Here is a 14,690-nt window from a genome sequence, read left to right as displayed (position 1 = left end):
ATGACCGCCTTGCTCGAAGACCGTGTAGTAGTCATCTCCGGAGTCGGCCCGGCACTCGGCCGCGCTCTGGCCCTTCGATGTGCGTCGGCCGGCGCGAGTCTTGTTCTCGCAGCACGTACGCAATCGCGACTCGACGACGTTGCGAAGGAAATAGTCGATGCCGGTGGGCGCGCCGTCACCGTTGCCACCGACATCACCGACCAGGCTTCCGCCGAGAATCTGGTGGCCGAGTCCATTGCCGCCTACGGCAAAGTGGACACTCTGATCAACAATGCATTCTCGATTCCGTCGATGAAACCGTTGGCTCGCACCGATTACCAGCACATCCGCGACAGCATCGAACTGACCGTACTGGGTGCGTTGCGCCTGACTCAGCTGTTCACGCCGGCACTTGGCGAGTCGGACGGCTCCGTGGTGAATATCAATTCGATGGTGTTGCGGCATTCGCAAGAGCGCTACGGCAGCTACAAGATGGCGAAGTCGGCCCTGCTCGCCATGTCGCAGTCCCTGGCCACCGAACTCGGCCCGCAGGGAATTCGTGTCAATTCGATTGCACCCGGCTATATCTGGGGAGACACCCTCAAGGGATACTTCGCGCACCAGGCGGAGAAGTTCGGCATGACTGTCGAGCAGATCTACGAGCACACTGCGTCGAACACCGACCTCAAGCGCCTGCCGACGACGGATGAAGTATCCGATGCGGCGATCTTCCTGGCGTCTCCGATGGCCAGCGCGATCACCGGCCAATGCATCGACGTCAACTGCGGCGAATTCCATCACTAGGAGCACCATGACTGAACGCACTCACGTCGGCACCGTCGAGGATCTCCATGCCTCGGCGACGCGGATGACCGGCCTGACGGACTTCGGCGTCGACGATTACACCGAAGCTCTGTCGGTCCTGCTCGAGTCTTACGACCGTGACGAGGATCTGACGCCCTTCGGCAGCAAGATCTCTCGGGTATTCCTTCGCGGCGCCCTGGTGGCCCGTCTGCTCAGCGAATCGGCGTGGAAGGAGCATCCGGAGCACGCCGACGTCAAGATCGAGCGGCCGATCTTCGTCACCGGATTGCCACGGACGGGCACCACTGCCTTGCACCGCCTCCTCACGGTCGACCCGGCTCACCAGGGCCTCGAGATGTGGCTGACCGAGTTCCCTCAGCCTCGCCCGCCTCGCGATACGTGGGAATCGAACCCGGTCTTCGCCAAGATCGAGGAGACATTCGGTCAACACCACGTCGAGCATCCCGAATTCATGGGCGTGCACTACATGTCGGCCAGCGAAGTCGAAGAATGTTGGCAACTCTTGCGTCAGACGTTCAAGTCCGTGTCGTACGAGTGCCTGGCGAATCTACCCACGTACTCCGCATGGCTGAAAGACCAGGAGTGGTCGAACGCCTATGCACGACACAAGAAGAACCTGCAGCTGATCGGTCTGCCCGATCAGGATCGACGGTGGGTCCTCAAGAACCCGAGCCACCTGTTCGCGCTCGACGAATTGATGGAGGCGTACCCCGACGCGCTTGTCATTCAGACTCACCGCTCCCCTACGACGATCATTCCGTCGGTGTGCAGCCTGGCCGCCCAGGCGACAGAGGGTTGGTCGAACACGTTCACCGACAAGGTGATCGGCGAAAGTCAGCTCGAATTGTGGGCCAGGGGGCTCGAGCAGTTCGACAGTGCACGCGCACACCACAATCCCGCGCAGTTCATCGACGTCGACTATCAGGACTTCGTCACCGATCCGCTGGGAACCGTCGAGAACATCTACACGCACTTCGACATCCCGTTGACAGCTGCCGCGCAGCAGTCGATGGAGGCCATGCACGAGGAAAGCCGCTCGGGTGCTCGCAAACCTTCGCACAAGTACACGCTCGAGGAGTTCGGTCTGACGAAGGAGCAGGTGGAAGAGCGATTCGGAACTCGCTGACCACCGCTGGCCGACGACCTTGCTGACAACTGAAGCCCCGCCGATCGGCGGGGCTTCAGTGATCAAAACGCGGTCAGCTGCTGAGATGCTCACCCAGCAGTCGGTCCAACTCGACCGGCGCCTCGTCCGGAATCCAGTGGCTCACGCCGCTGAGAACCTCGAACCGGTACGGGCCGTCGACAAACGCGGGGGTGAGCGCAGACCCTTTGGGGCCGATGGCGGCGTCGCCGTCACTCCAGACGTGCAGGGTCGGCACGGTGACCCTGGCAGTTGCGGGGTTCGGCTTGGTCATCCACATCGCGCGGTACCAGTTCAGACCGCCGCGTAGCCGACCGGGAGCCAGCATGGCGTTCAGATCGCGCCGCGCGTTCTCCGGCGTCTGCCCGCTCGAAATCAGGAACTTTTCACCTGCCGACGTGGAGGACAGAATCTTCTCGGGGAAGAAGGGTAATTGGAACGCGCCCATGTACCACGACTTCAGTCCCTGTGTGCTGGTCACCATCGCCTTGACGAACGCCAGTGGGTGCGGAACCGACACCGCGGTCACGGTATCGAGCAAGTCCGGCCGTTCGGCGGCCACCTGCCATGCGACTGCGGCACCCCAGTCGTGGCCGACCAGGTGCACTTTGCCCACCGCGATCGCGTCGATCAGTGCGACAGTGTCAGCGGCGAGTTCGGACCCACGGTACGCCCAGCGCGCTTTCGGCCTGGCGCCGGGTGAGTACCCTCGCTGATCCGGTGCGACGGTCCGGAAGCCGCGGTCGTGCAGTAACGGCGCAAGGTGATCCCATGAGCGGGAATCCTGCGGAAACCCGTGCAGGAGAACCACGACCGGACCGTCGGCGGGTCCTTCGTCGCGTACGTCGAAGGTCAGCCCGGACCGGGAGTACGAGGTGAGGCGATCCGCCGGTGTAGTCATAGCGCCACGCTAGTCTTCGCGGCCCTGGTAACCGGAGCCTTTTCACCGGCACGCAGGAACTGACCTGTCTTTTCGATTCCGAATGCGGGGGCGAATTCACCTTCGCGGTAGACGAGTCGGCCGTTGATCACCGTAGCGACCGCTGCGTCGTCGCTGCGGTTGACCATCCGGCTGATCCCGCCGTACTCGGGAACCTTTGCCTCGAACAACCCGTCCACCGACTCGTCGAGCCCGGCCGGGTCGATGACAACGAAGTCCGCGCGGTCACCCTGGCGTAGATGCCCGGCGTCGATGCCGTACCAGTCCGCCAGTTCGCCCGTCAGGCGGTGGATTGCGCGCTCGATGGTGAGGAACGGCTTGCGGTCACTCTGAGCGTCCTTGACGCGCTTGAGGAGTCGCACCGGGTAGTTGTAGAACGCCATGTTGCGCAGATGCGCGCCGGCATCGCCGAAGCCCATCTGCACACCGGAACTCGCGGCGAGTTTCTTCGCGAACTTGGGCCGGTGATTGGCAATGGTGGTGCGCCAGCGAAGATCTCGCCCGTACTTCACCACCAGGTCGAGGTACGCGTCCACCGGGTGCACTCCGCGGATGTCACCGACCTGACCGAAGTTCTTGCCGATCAACGTCTCGTCCGGGCATCCCACGATGACCGCATCGTAGAAATTGCGATGCCAGATGCGGGGTGAGAACTTGTTGTCGTAGTCCTTACGGAATGCGCGACGGTACGACTCGTCCTGGAGCAGTTCGTTGCGCTCCACCTGGTCCTTGAGGTGCAAAGCGGCGGCGCCGGCGCCGAACTCCTCGAACACGACGAGGTCGATTCCATCCGCGTAGACGGTGAAGGGAACCGGCAGGTGCTGCCACTTGAAATCGGTCTTGGCGAAGCGATTGAGCAGTGGGGCCGCAGCGAGCATGAAGTACACGATCACCGGGTAGGCCTTCGAATCCGCGCCTGAGAGCAGCGACGTCTTGAGCGGCTTCTTGCGTCCGATCGCGGAGCTTTCGGCGAAGAACGCCGCGACGTTCGGATGCAGGTTGATGGTCGGAGCGCTCTGCAAGATCTTTCCGCGATCACGAAGGATGCGGTTGAGGAATCGGAACTCTTTCCGCCGTGCATACGTCGACGGCAAAGAGCGAGAACGATATTCGTCGCCGTCGATCTTGTCGAGGGCATTGGTCATCGACGACAGGCCCAGCATCCCAGCGTCGATGGCATCCTCGAGCATCGAGCCCATCCGGCCGAGTTCCGAGCGAGTCGGCTTGACCTTCTTGTCGGTGCCGCGCCCCAGTCCGAGTACGTGCGTGCGGATGTCGGAATGACCGATGAAGGCCGCGACATTGGGTCCGAGGGGAAGGGCTTCGAGGGCGGCGGTGTACGCCGCGGGACCGGTCCAGGTCTTGTTCGCTTCGAGGATGCGCAGCACCGCGTCGTGGGGAACTGCTTCGACCCGGCTGAACAGATCCGCAATCTCGCGCGGGGTCGAATACACCGTCGACAGCGAGCAATTGCCGAGCACGACCGTCGTGACGCCGTGGCGAACCGATTCCGGAAGCCCTGGACTGACCAAGGCTTCGGCGTCGTAGTGCGTGTGGACGTCGACAAAGCCGGGGAGAACCCATTTGCCGGCCGCGTCGATCACTTCTGTGTCCGGCCCGATCTCGAGGCGCGTCGTGGACACCTCCGCGACCACGCCGTCTCGAATTCCGAGATTACGACGCAGACCTGGAGCCCCCGTCCCGTCGAACCACAACCCGTCGTTGACCACGATGTCGAAAGCAGACACTGTCGGACTCCTCGCCTCACGTATGTGTTACCTCACGTTATAGACAGCGTTGAGTAAAAGTCAATGAACCATTCGAACCAATACATAAGATGACGGAATGGCTGCAGTCCCCCGCTCCCCCGAAGACCGTCAGAGGCAAATCCTCGAGGTGGCAGTACACATGTTGCGGACCGAGCCTTTCGACCAACTGTCGATGGATCGCGTCGCAGCCGAGGCCGGTGTCTCGCCGCCACTGCTGTTCCACTACTTCAAGAACAAGAAGGGTTTCCAGAACGCCATCCTCGAGGCCGCCTCGGCCGATCTCGAAGATCGAATGCGACCGGATCCCGAGCTACCCATCACGTCCCAGCTGCGCTCAGGTATCGAGACATTCGTCGACGCCGTTATCGAGCACCCCACCATTTACCTCGCCGTGATGCGTATGGCCGGCAGTGGCGACGTTCGAATGCGCACGATCTACCGAGGCATGCGCCGCACTTTCACCACGTGGATCGTCGCTGCGCTGACGAATCTAGGCATCGAATCGAATGCGACCGTGGAGGCGACAATCGCCGGGTGGCAGGCATTCATGGAGGAAATCGTCGTCAACTGGATCGACGAGCCGACGCTCGAGCGAGGCGAAATGGTCGACCTCTGCGAACGAATCTTCTACCACTGCCTACCGGCAGCGGGCATCAGCGTGGAGCAAATAGTGGCAGCCACCGTTGTCGCGACGGCCAGTGAGTCCGGCGCAACACAACTGTGATCTTCGTGCCGGGGTTTCACAGGTGGTCACGATTGGGTATCTTGCTTGCAGTGGCACTGGACCACGACCCCAACACATGAAGGATCCAACATGGAGTCTGTCGAAAACGTATTGCCCGAGGGTGTCAAGCTCGAAGACGTCTTGAGTGTCCTCAAGGTCGCAGTTGCGGGCATCGGCCTCATCAGCGCACTTTCGGCATTCAGCTGATTGCAAAGCGTCATCGACAGGCCGGACTTCGGGGAGTCCGGCCTGTTTTTTGTTTACGTTCCTGAACAATCCGTGAACTTTTCAGCAACTTCAGCGCAAAGCGGTCATTTCGACCCAAACAAGCGTCCAGTTTGCTAACTTGTGTCTGCGACACAAGGTCGTACAGAAACACCACGCAGACACAACCTTGTACATACAAACCTGTACATACGACACGGAGGACCGAAACATGGGTTCCATCAACACCCTCAGCGCCGTCATCGACATCATCAAGGTCGTCCAGCCGTTGATCGCCAAGCTCAACCTCAGCTGATTCGCTTGGACCACACCCCTGCCAGGGCGTAACTCGAAATGGGGCCGACATCGTCGGCCCCATTTTCCGTAGGTGCCCTATCTCAGCCGAGTGCCTTCTTGATCTCTCCTGCCAGTACCGACGCCAGCTGCGGCGGCACCGCATTGCCGATCATCGTGCGCACCGCTCCCCACTTACCCTCGAAGACGTAGTCGTCGGGAAAGGTCTGGAGGCGAGCAGCTTCTCGAACGGTCAACGATCGCGTGTGTTTCGGATGCACGTTGCGTGAAGCCGAGATCATCCCGAAAGTGGTTCCGACCGTGGACGCCGGCTCGTCCCACCGGAGGCGCTTGTACGTCGTGTTGTATCCGGACGACGGTCGCATCGCCGGATCTTCGTTGTCGTGAGCCGACATTCCTTCTGGTACATCACGCAGCCACCGCAAGACGTGCTCGGGATGTTCGACGGCCCAGTGCAGCGGGTCCGTCTCGCAGGCCTGCCCGGATTCCAGCGGGGCCAGATCGACGGTGGCATCGCGGAAAGTCCTCAGCGGCGCAACATCATTCACGCCGTGAGTCTTCGGCGGGAAACGCAGCGGCCCGATACCACTGTCGCGGCGGGTCGCCACGATGAACACTCGTTCCCGGAACTGCGGGACGCCGTAATCCTGCGCATTGACCGTGTTGACCGACGCGTCGTAACCGCATGCAGCCATCTCGCCGAGAATCCGGTCGACGACCATCCCACCGTCCGGGTCTTTCATGCTCAGCAGCAGCCGAACATTTTCCATCACCACGACCTTCGGCCTCACCAGATCGGCGAGCTCGAGTAGGTTTCGGAAGAGATGGTTACGCGGATCGTCGCGGTCTCGCCGGCCGGCGAGACTGAAACCCTGACACGGCGGCCCCCCGGCCAACACATCGATATTCACCTGTGCCAGAAGATCTTTCACACGGGCTTCGTCGATCGCCCGGATGTCCTCACCGAGGCACCGCGCGCCGGGGAAGTTCCGATCGAAGGTCGCGCGCGCCTCCGGCACGACTTCGATGTATCCCTCCACCGAAAACCCCGCCATCCGAAAGCCTTCGGCCATACCGCCACAACCGGAGAACGCCGTCAATACGGTGGGGCCACCGTTTCCTGCCCCCGCGACCGCACGCCTGGCCACCGAGGCGGGGTCGTTGACCGGTGTCGCTCGACGCGCACGGGTACTACCGCTCGATCGCTTCCGGGGGGCCGCGTACGTGCCCTCACGCTTGGCTGCTTCCAACGCGGAGAGGGCCGTGAGGACTGCTCGCTCAACCGGTGGCTTCGGATATGCCTTGTCGAGTTCCCACGCGGAGACGACTGCTGACGAGACTCCCGCCTGGCGGGCGAACTGGAACTGACTGATCCCCACGTGCAAGCGCCGCGATCGCAGGTCCTGTCCCGAAATCAATTCAGTGCCTCACTCATGTGGTCCGCTCGCTCCGGCAGCCCAGACTATCGCAGCCGACCCCGCGAACCGGGACCACACAAGAGAGACCGGCAGGCGATATGCCTGCCGGTCTCCGACACGAGCGGATGACGGGACTCGAACCCGTGTGAACGGCTTTGCAGGCCGGTGCCTAGCCACTCAGCCACACCCGCGTCAGTGAGTAACTCTGCCCTGAGTGACGATCTCGAACCACAGTTCCGCTCAGCATGATTCGAGTGCGTTCTCGCCAAGCGTTCCAGTCTCTGGGAAAAGTGCGGGCCTTTCGGGAACAAATCGGTCAGTCTCGATGCTGACTCCCTCGGTGGGCGCAGGTCATTCGATTGCGGCCCGAATTTCGCCCGAACGACCGAGCAGTTCGCCAGACCCAGACAACCCAGAAGGTTTCATGAGTGCCGAGAACACCGCCATCGCCCCGCTTGTGAAGGCAGCCCCGCTGGAAACGAGCAGTATCGACCATAAGCCGAGCGTCGGGAAGATTCTTGCCCTCGGTTCCATGACTGCACTCGGGCCCTTCACCATCGACATGTACCTGCCCGCGCTGCCGGATATCGGTGCCGATCTCGGGGTCTCGTCGTCAACGGTTCAGCTGACCATCACCGGAACTCTCATCGGCCTCGCACTCGGCCAGCTGTTGGTCGGGCCGCTCTCGGACACTCTCGGCCGCAAAAAGCCGCTGCTTGCCGGAATCGGCGTCCATATCCTGGCTTCGCTGCTGGCGGTCTTCGCACCGAGCATCGCGGTCCTCGGCATCCTGCGGGTTTTCCAGGGCATGGGCGCGGCGGCCGCGGCAGTGGTGACCATGGCGATCGTCCGCGACCTCTACAGCGGTAACACCGTTGCCGTTGTGATGAGCCGGCTGATGCTCGTGCTCGGCGTTGCGCCGATCCTGGCGCCCAGCATCGGTGGCGCCCTCCTCGTCGCCCTCGACTGGCGCGGGATCTTCGTCGTACTGGCACTGATCGGCGTCGGCACAGCGATGATCGGTGCGTTCGGACTGTCCGAAACATTGCCGAAGGAAAAGCGTCGCCCGAGCGGATTGACGTCGGTTCTCCGTACCTACGGTTCGCTGCTCGGCGACCGCACGTTCATGGTCCTCACGCTCGTCTCCAGCGTCGGCATGGCGTCGTTGTTCGCGTATGTCTCCGGCGCGTCGTTTGTCTATCAGGATCAGTACGGCCTCAATCAGCAGGAGTTCGCACTGCTCTTCAGTGCGGGCGCTATCGCGTTGATCGGCGCTTCGCAGGTCAACGTTCGACTGCTCGATCGCTGGACTCCTCAGCAGATCACCAAGTGGGCCCTCGTGGCTGCGGTTGTCTCCGGGGCCGTCGTCATTGCTGTCGCGGTCCTGGAACTCGGCGGACTCGCCGGATTCGTGATCGCACTGTGGGTCATGGCCGGCGCCATCGGGTTCGTTCTGCCCAACGCCCCGGCACTGGCCCTCGCTCGTCACGGCGAAGCGGCCGGTACTGCCGCGGCAATGCTCGGTGCATTCCAGTTCGGCGTCGGTGCGGCCATCGCGCCGGCAGTCGGTCTACTGGGAAACACGAGCACAGCCCTGGCCGTCACGATGACGGCGTGTGTGTCGCTCGGTCTGATCGCTCTTCTGGCTACGTCCCGAAAGAGTGAATCGGTCTAACCGGCAGCGGAGAACCACTCGCTGTAGAAGGTGGCAAGTCCCAGGACGCACGAGATCGCGACGAAGATCCAGAATCTTGCGATCACGACGGTTTCCGGCCAACCGAGTAACTCGAAGTGATGATGGATCGGGGCCATCTTGAATACGCGTCGACCGGACGATCGGAAGACCAGAACCTGGATGATCACCGACAGGATCTCAGCGACGAACAGGGCGCCGATGATGACCATCAGCAGCTCGGTGTGCGTCGTGACGGACAGGCCGACAACCAGGCCGCCGAGTGCCAAGGAGCCGGTGTCGCCCATGAAGATCTGAGCCGGGGCGGCATTCCACCAGAGGAAGCCGAGGCACGCCCCGCCTGCGGCGGCAGCGACGATCGCTAGATCGAGAGGGTCACGAACGTCGTAGCAACCGGCGGCAGGCTCGAGGACACACGAGTTCCGGTACTGCCAACCGGCGATGACGACGTAGGTCCCCAGGATCATGCCCATCGAACCGGCCGCGAGACCGTCGAGGCCGTCGGTGAAATTGACGGAGTTGGACCAGGCGAACACCAGAATGCAGAAGAAGACCACAAAGCCGATGGCACCCATGGAGAACACCGAGATGTCACGAACATGGGACAGGTACTGGCTTCCGGGAGTGACTCCGTTGTTGTTGGAGAACTGCAGGAACAAAATGCCGAAGATGATGGCACTCGCCAGCTGACCGACGGTCTTCGCTGTCTTGTTGAGCCCGAGATTGCGCTTCTTACGGATCTTGATGAAGTCGTCGAGAAAGCCGACGATTCCCAGTGACGTGGCGAGCGCGAGAACCAGCCAACCGGATGCAGACAGCCGCGGTAGCCGCGAGCCGAATCCGATGATGTGTGCCGCCAGGTAGCCCGCCCACATACCGGCGATGATCGCGATCCCGCCCATCGACGGGGTGCCACGCTTGCCCTGATGACTCTGCGGACCCTCGATCCGAATCTCGTGCCCGAGCCCCTGCCGCGAAAGCACACGAATGAGAAACGGAGTCAGGAAGAGCGCGACGAACAACGAGACGCCACCCGCTACGAGGATTGAAATCACCCGTGGGACTCTACAGACGTAAGCGGCTGCGACACACAATCAGACAAGGCACCCGACCGCTTGCCAGCATGGGATGATCGAACTTATGTCTCCCCCCGCGCCGCTCCCCCTCGACCCCATCGAAGAGGCGCATCGTCAGTGGACGAAGCACGGTTGGAGCGATGTCGCCGACGGTATGGCTGCGGTCACGTCGGTGATGCGTGCGCAGCAGATCATGATGGCGCGGGTCGAAGAGGTACTCAAGCCTCTCGGGCTGACCTTCGCCCGCTACGAACTGCTGACGCTTCTCACCTTCACCAGGTCGGGCGCACTCCCGATGGCCAAGGCAAGTGCCCGACTCCAGGTTCACCCCACCAGCGTCACCAATGCCGTCGACCGTTTGGAGAAAGCGGAGTTGGTCAGGCGGGTCCCGCATCCCAGCGATCGCCGTGCAACGCTCATCGAGATCTCGGACGCCGGTCGCGCACTGGCCCTCGAAGCGACCGAAATGCTCAACAGCAAGGTGTTCGCTCACCCCGGACTCCAGCAGGACAAGCTCGAGCAATTGGTGACGATCCTCACTGAACTTCGCAAGACTGCGGGTGACTTCGACACCGGCGGCGCACCGACCAAGTGGTGAACCGACCACCCGTACACACAAAGAAACTGCCCTCACACTCTCGACGAGTGTGAGGGCAGTTTCAGCGCTGTTGAAATTCGGCGCTGTTGAAATTCAGCGGTGCTTGAATTCTGCCGACCGCTTCTCCACGAACGCGGTCATGCCTTCCTTCTGATCCTCCGTCGCGAAGGTCGAGTGGAACACCCGACGCTCGAAGCGGACGCCCTCGGCGAGGGTGGTCTCGAAGGAGCGGTTGACTGCTTCCTTGGCCATCATCGCAATCGGCAGCGACATCTCGGCGATGGTGGTTGCGGTCTTCAAGGCATCGTCGAGCAGATCGGCGGCCGGAACGATCCGGGCAACCAGGCCTGCACGTTCGGCTTCTTCTGCGTCCATGTTGCGGCCGGTGAGGCACAGCTCCATGGCCTTGGCCTTGCCCACGGCGCGCGTAAGGCGCTGCGAGCCACCGATACCCGGAATGACACCGAGCTTGATCTCGGGCTGGCCGAACTTCGCGGTATCCGAAGCGATGATGAAATCGCAGAGCATCGCAAGCTCGCAGCCACCACCGAGCGCGTATCCGGAGACGGCGGCGATCAGCGGCTTACGAGCTGCTGCGACGCGATCCCACGGGGTGAAGAAATCCTCGACGTATGCGTCCATGTACGTCTTGGACTGCATTTCCTTGATGTCGGCACCGGCGGCGAAGGCGCGCTCGGAACCGGTGATCAGGATGGCTCCGATGCCGCTGTCCGCTTCGAGGTCGGCAACCGCGGCGACGACCTCGTTCATCAGCTCGGAGTTCAGCGCGTTGAGAGCCTTCGGGCGGTTGAGCGTGATGACGCCGACGCGACCCTTACGCTCGAGGATGATGGTGTTGAAGTCGGTCACTACTGTCCTTCGGTCGAACGGTCACGGATGTCGTTGATGATGGCAGAGAAGTCCTGACCGCCACCGCCTGCGGCATGGAAGCGACTGTAGAGCTCGGCGGCCTTGAGTCCGATCTCCGCATCGACGCCGTTGTTGCGCAGCGCATTTGCTGCCAGACCCAGGTCCTTGTCCATCAGTGCAACAGCAAAGCCAGGCTGGTAGTCGTTGTTGGCCGGGCTGGTGGGCACCGGTCCCGGTACCGGGCAGTTGGTGGTCAGTGCCCAGCACTGCCCCGAGGCGTTGGACGCCACGTCGAAGAGCGCTTGGTTGCTCAGGCCGAGCTTTTCGCCCAACACGAACGCCTCGCTGATCGCGATCATCGAAATGCCGAGGATCATGTTGTTGCAGATCTTGGCTGCCTGGCCGACACCGGCGTCGCCGCAGTGAACGACCTTGCGGCCCATCACGTCCAGCAACGGTGACGCGGCTTGGAAGTCAGCCTCGGAACCGCCGACCATGAATGCCAGCGTGCCTGCGGTAGCCCCGACGACTCCACCGGAGACCGGTGCGTCGACGCTGCGGTGACCGGCCGCTTCGGCCTTGTCGTGTGCCTCGCGGGCGTCGGCGACGTCGATGGTGGAACAGTCGATGAACAGCGTGCCCGGTGTTGCCACCGGCAGCAGCTCTTCGTACAGACCCAGAACGTGCTTACCGCTCGGCAGCATCGTGATCACGACGTCGGCACCGCGAACGGCGTCGACCGCCGAATCCGCCACCGATGCACCGTCTTTGACTGCCTGCTCCAGCGCCGCAGGTGCCAGGTCGAAACCGACGACCTTGTGTCCGGCCTTGACGAGATTGGCCGCCATCGGGCCACCCATGTGACCGAGTCCGATAAATCCAATGGTGCTCATTAGTGATGCTCCTTCGGCGGTGATCAGTTGCCTTGCGGTTGAGGGGCGAGTCCGAGCTCGTTGTCGCCCAGCGGGGCGAAGTAGGCGTCGACGGATTCTGCCGTGACGTCGTCGAGAGTTGCCGGCAACCACTTCGGGTTTCGGTCCTTCTCCACGACCTGGGCGCGAATGCCCTCGACCAGATCGTGTGAGGCGAGCGCAGCGGTCGAGACCCGGAACTCCTCGTTGAGGACTTCTTCCAAGCTTGCTGCTTCCTTGGCATGCCGCAGAGATCGCAGGGTCACCGACAGTGCAATCGGGGACTTGCCGAGAATCTGCTCCGCTGCCTTCTCAGCTTCGGGGATTCCACTTGCGCGAAGACGCTCGACGATGGTGGATACGTCGTCGGCGGAGTACGCGGCGTCGATCCAGCTCTGCTGGGCCAACAGTTCCGACACCGGAGCCGGCTCCGCGTACTGCGCCACGGCGTCGGCAACCGAAGACGACGCGAGTGCGGCGATGAACGTCTCGATGTTCTCCGACGGGATGAAGTGGTCAGCGAAACCTGCTGCGATGGCATCGCCGGCGCTCAGTCGTGCCGTGGTGAGCGCGATGTGCGTCCCGAGTTCACCGGGAGCACGCGAGAGCAGGTAAGTTCCGCCCACGTCTGGAATGAAACCGATTCCGGTCTCGGGCATTCCGATCATCGAGCGCTCGGTCACGATGCGAATGTCGCCGTGTGCGGACACTCCGACGCCACCGCCCATGACGATCCCGTCCATGATCGCGACGTACGGCTTCGGGTAGTTCGCGATCTCGGAGTTGAGGATGTACTCCTCACGCCAGAAGTCGAGCGAACCGGTCTTGCCGTCCTTGGCGTCATGGTAGATCGAGACGATGTCGCCGCCGGCGCACAGACCACGCTCGCCGGCGCCCGTGAGTACGACTGCCTTGACGTCGTCGTCGGACTTCCATTCCTCGAGGGCCTTGGCCATCGCCTTGACCATCGAGTGGTTGAGGGCATTGATCGCCTTGGGACGGTTGAGAGTGATGAGCCCCAGTCCGTCACGCTTTTCGATCAATACCTCGAGCTCGTCGCTCATGCTGCTCCCTGCTTTCCCTGACCTGATGCGACCACGCTGCGGGCGATGACCACCCTCATGATCTCGTTGCTGCCTTCGAGGATCTGATGAACCCGAAGATCGCGGACGATCTTCTCGATCCCGTACTCAGCAAGATAGCCGTACCCGCCGTGAAGCTGGAGGGCCTTGTTGGCTACGTCGAATCCGGTGTCGGTGGCAAAGCGCTTGGCCATCGCACACAACTCCACGACGTCGGACGCTCCGTCTTCGAGTGCGGCAGCGGCGCGCCACAGCAACGTCCTGGCCGCTTCGAGTTCGGTACGCATGTCGGCGAGCTGGAACTGCAGGGCCTGCGACTCGATCAGTGCCGAACCGAAAGCTTTGCGGTCCACCAGATATGCGACTGCCTTCTCCAGCGCTGCCTGGGCCCCACCAACCGAACAGGCGGCGATGTTCAGCCGGCCGCCGTTGAGACCCTTCATGGCGATGCGGAATCCGCTGCCCTCTTCACCGAGCATGTTGGCGGCAGGAACTCGCACGTCTTCGAAGATCACCTGACGGGTGGGCTGCGCGTTCCAGCCCATCTTGACCTCGTTGGCACCGAAGGACAGTCCGGGCGAATCCTTGGGCACGATGAACGCCGAGATCCCCTTGGCGCCGGCAGATCCGGTGCGCGCCATCACGACGTACACGTCGGAAGTGCCTGCGCCGGAGATGAACTGCTTGACGCCGTTGAGGATGTAGTCGTCACCGTCGCGGACGGCCTTGGTGCTCAGGCCCGCAGCATCGGAGCCAGCGCCGGGTTCGGTGAGGCAGTAGCTGCCCAGTTGATCCATCGAGCAGAGTCCGGGGATCCATTTGTGGCGCTGTTCGTCGTTGCCGAACTGGTCGATCATCCACGTGACCATGTTGTGGATGGAGATGTACGCTGCGATCGACGGATCGCCCTTGGCCAGTTCTTCGAAGATCCGGGCAGCGTCGACGCGACTCAGTTCACTGCCACCCACGTCTTCACGAATGTAGATACCGCCCATTCCCAGGGACGCCGCCTTACGGAGGACGTCCACCGGGAAATGCTTGGTCTGATCCCACTCCACTGCGTTGGGCGCCAGATGCTCGGCCGCGAAGTCGCGGGCAGTGTCACGAATCGCCCGCTCGTCATCGGTCAGAGTAAACATGGA

14 protein-coding genes and 1 tRNA gene are annotated in these 14,690 nt (G+C 62.3%); 6 read left to right on the top strand and 9 right to left on the bottom strand.

Annotated features, from left to right (window positions below):
- Together P3G66_RS26345 and P3G66_RS26340 are read left to right on the top strand one after the other, a co-directional pair.
- Window positions 1-783, top strand: coding sequence for an SDR family oxidoreductase (locus tag P3G66_RS26345; protein ID WP_054801046.1), 783 nt, complete (start codon window positions 1-3; stop codon window positions 781-783).
- Window positions 784-790: 7 nt separating this feature from the next.
- Window positions 791-1,930, top strand: coding sequence for a sulfotransferase (locus P3G66_RS26340; RefSeq protein WP_003941406.1), 1,140 nt, complete (start codon window positions 791-793; stop codon window positions 1,928-1,930).
- 73 nt (window positions 1,931-2,003) lie between these two features.
- Here the strand turns inward: P3G66_RS26340 and P3G66_RS26335 are convergent, their stop codons facing one another.
- Together P3G66_RS26335 and P3G66_RS26330 are read right to left on the bottom strand one after the other, a co-directional pair.
- The gene (locus P3G66_RS26335) at window positions 2,004-2,849 is read right to left on the bottom strand and encodes an alpha/beta fold hydrolase (RefSeq protein WP_276117334.1); all 846 of its coding nucleotides are present in this window, start codon (window positions 2,847-2,849) and stop codon (window positions 2,004-2,006) included.
- Window positions 2,846-4,636, bottom strand: a complete 1,791-nt coding sequence (locus tag P3G66_RS26330) for an amidohydrolase family protein (RefSeq protein ID WP_276117333.1) — start codon at window positions 4,634-4,636, stop codon at window positions 2,846-2,848. The genes P3G66_RS26335 and P3G66_RS26330 overlap by 4 nt, the downstream gene beginning before the upstream one ends.
- Window positions 4,637-4,733: 97 nt before the next feature.
- On the opposite strand from P3G66_RS26330, the gene P3G66_RS26325 reads away from it, so the two are divergent.
- A complete protein-coding gene (locus P3G66_RS26325; protein WP_042923173.1) occupies window positions 4,734-5,381 on the top strand; it encodes a TetR/AcrR family transcriptional regulator in 648 nt (215 codons plus the stop codon).
- Window positions 5,382-5,775: 394 nt separating this feature from the next.
- Window positions 5,776-5,901 carry a hypothetical protein gene (locus P3G66_RS26320; RefSeq protein ID WP_255246884.1) on the top strand — a complete coding sequence of 42 codons (126 nt, stop codon included), beginning with the start codon at window positions 5,776-5,778 and terminating at the stop codon, window positions 5,899-5,901.
- Between the two features lie 82 nt (window positions 5,902-5,983).
- On the opposite strand, the gene dcm is transcribed toward P3G66_RS26320, so the two are convergent.
- Window positions 5,984-7,279, bottom strand: coding sequence for a DNA (cytosine-5-)-methyltransferase (gene dcm, locus P3G66_RS26315; protein ID WP_065456555.1), 1,296 nt, complete (start codon window positions 7,277-7,279; stop codon window positions 5,984-5,986).
- A 159-nt stretch (window positions 7,280-7,438) separates the two neighbouring features.
- A tRNA-Cys gene (locus P3G66_RS26310) sits at window positions 7,439-7,509 on the bottom strand.
- Between the two features lie 233 nt (window positions 7,510-7,742).
- Here P3G66_RS26310 and P3G66_RS26305 point away from each other — a divergent pair.
- A complete protein-coding gene (locus P3G66_RS26305; protein WP_276117332.1) occupies window positions 7,743-8,993 on the top strand; it encodes a multidrug effflux MFS transporter in 1,251 nt (416 codons plus the stop codon).
- On the opposite strand, the gene mraY is transcribed toward P3G66_RS26305, so the two are convergent.
- A complete protein-coding gene (gene mraY / locus P3G66_RS26300; protein WP_276117331.1) occupies window positions 8,990-10,066 on the bottom strand; it encodes a phospho-N-acetylmuramoyl-pentapeptide-transferase in 1,077 nt (358 codons plus the stop codon). The genes P3G66_RS26305 and mraY overlap by 4 nt on opposite strands.
- A gap of 85 nt (window positions 10,067-10,151) precedes the next feature.
- Here mraY and P3G66_RS26295 point away from each other — a divergent pair, with 85 nt between their 5' ends.
- The gene (locus tag P3G66_RS26295) at window positions 10,152-10,685 is read left to right on the top strand and encodes a MarR family transcriptional regulator (RefSeq protein WP_020970065.1); all 534 of its coding nucleotides are present in this window, start codon (window positions 10,152-10,154) and stop codon (window positions 10,683-10,685) included.
- A gap of 93 nt (window positions 10,686-10,778) precedes the next feature.
- Here P3G66_RS26295 and P3G66_RS26290 read toward each other — a convergent pair whose 3' ends face one another.
- The 4 genes from P3G66_RS26290 to P3G66_RS26275 are packed head-to-tail and all read right to left on the bottom strand — an operon-like array spanning window position 10,779 to window position 14,687.
- Window positions 10,779-11,555 (bottom strand): enoyl-CoA hydratase, encoded by a 777-nt coding sequence (locus tag P3G66_RS26290; RefSeq protein ID WP_054781510.1) that lies wholly within the window; start codon window positions 11,553-11,555, stop codon window positions 10,779-10,781.
- Complete coding sequence (gene mmsB / locus P3G66_RS26285; RefSeq protein ID WP_003941308.1) at window positions 11,555-12,448, bottom strand: 3-hydroxyisobutyrate dehydrogenase; 894 nt, start codon at window positions 12,446-12,448, stop codon at window positions 11,555-11,557. Before mmsB ends, P3G66_RS26290 begins: the two co-directional genes overlap by 1 nt.
- Window positions 12,449-12,471: 23 nt before the next feature.
- Window positions 12,472-13,530, bottom strand: a complete 1,059-nt coding sequence (locus P3G66_RS26280; RefSeq protein ID WP_042923165.1) for an enoyl-CoA hydratase/isomerase family protein — start codon at window positions 13,528-13,530, stop codon at window positions 12,472-12,474.
- A complete protein-coding gene (locus P3G66_RS26275; protein ID WP_054187331.1) occupies window positions 13,527-14,687 on the bottom strand; it encodes an isobutyryl-CoA dehydrogenase in 1,161 nt (386 codons plus the stop codon). The genes P3G66_RS26280 and P3G66_RS26275 overlap by 4 nt, the downstream gene beginning before the upstream one ends.
- Between the last annotated feature and the right edge of the window lie 3 nt (window positions 14,688-14,690).

This window comes from Rhodococcus sp. C3V, from assembly GCF_029269915.1.
GTDB lineage: Bacteria > Actinomycetota > Actinomycetes > Mycobacteriales > Mycobacteriaceae > Rhodococcus_F > Rhodococcus_F qingshengii.
Note: the sequence above shows the minus strand (reverse complement) of the source record. Positions and strands in the feature narration are given on the sequence as shown.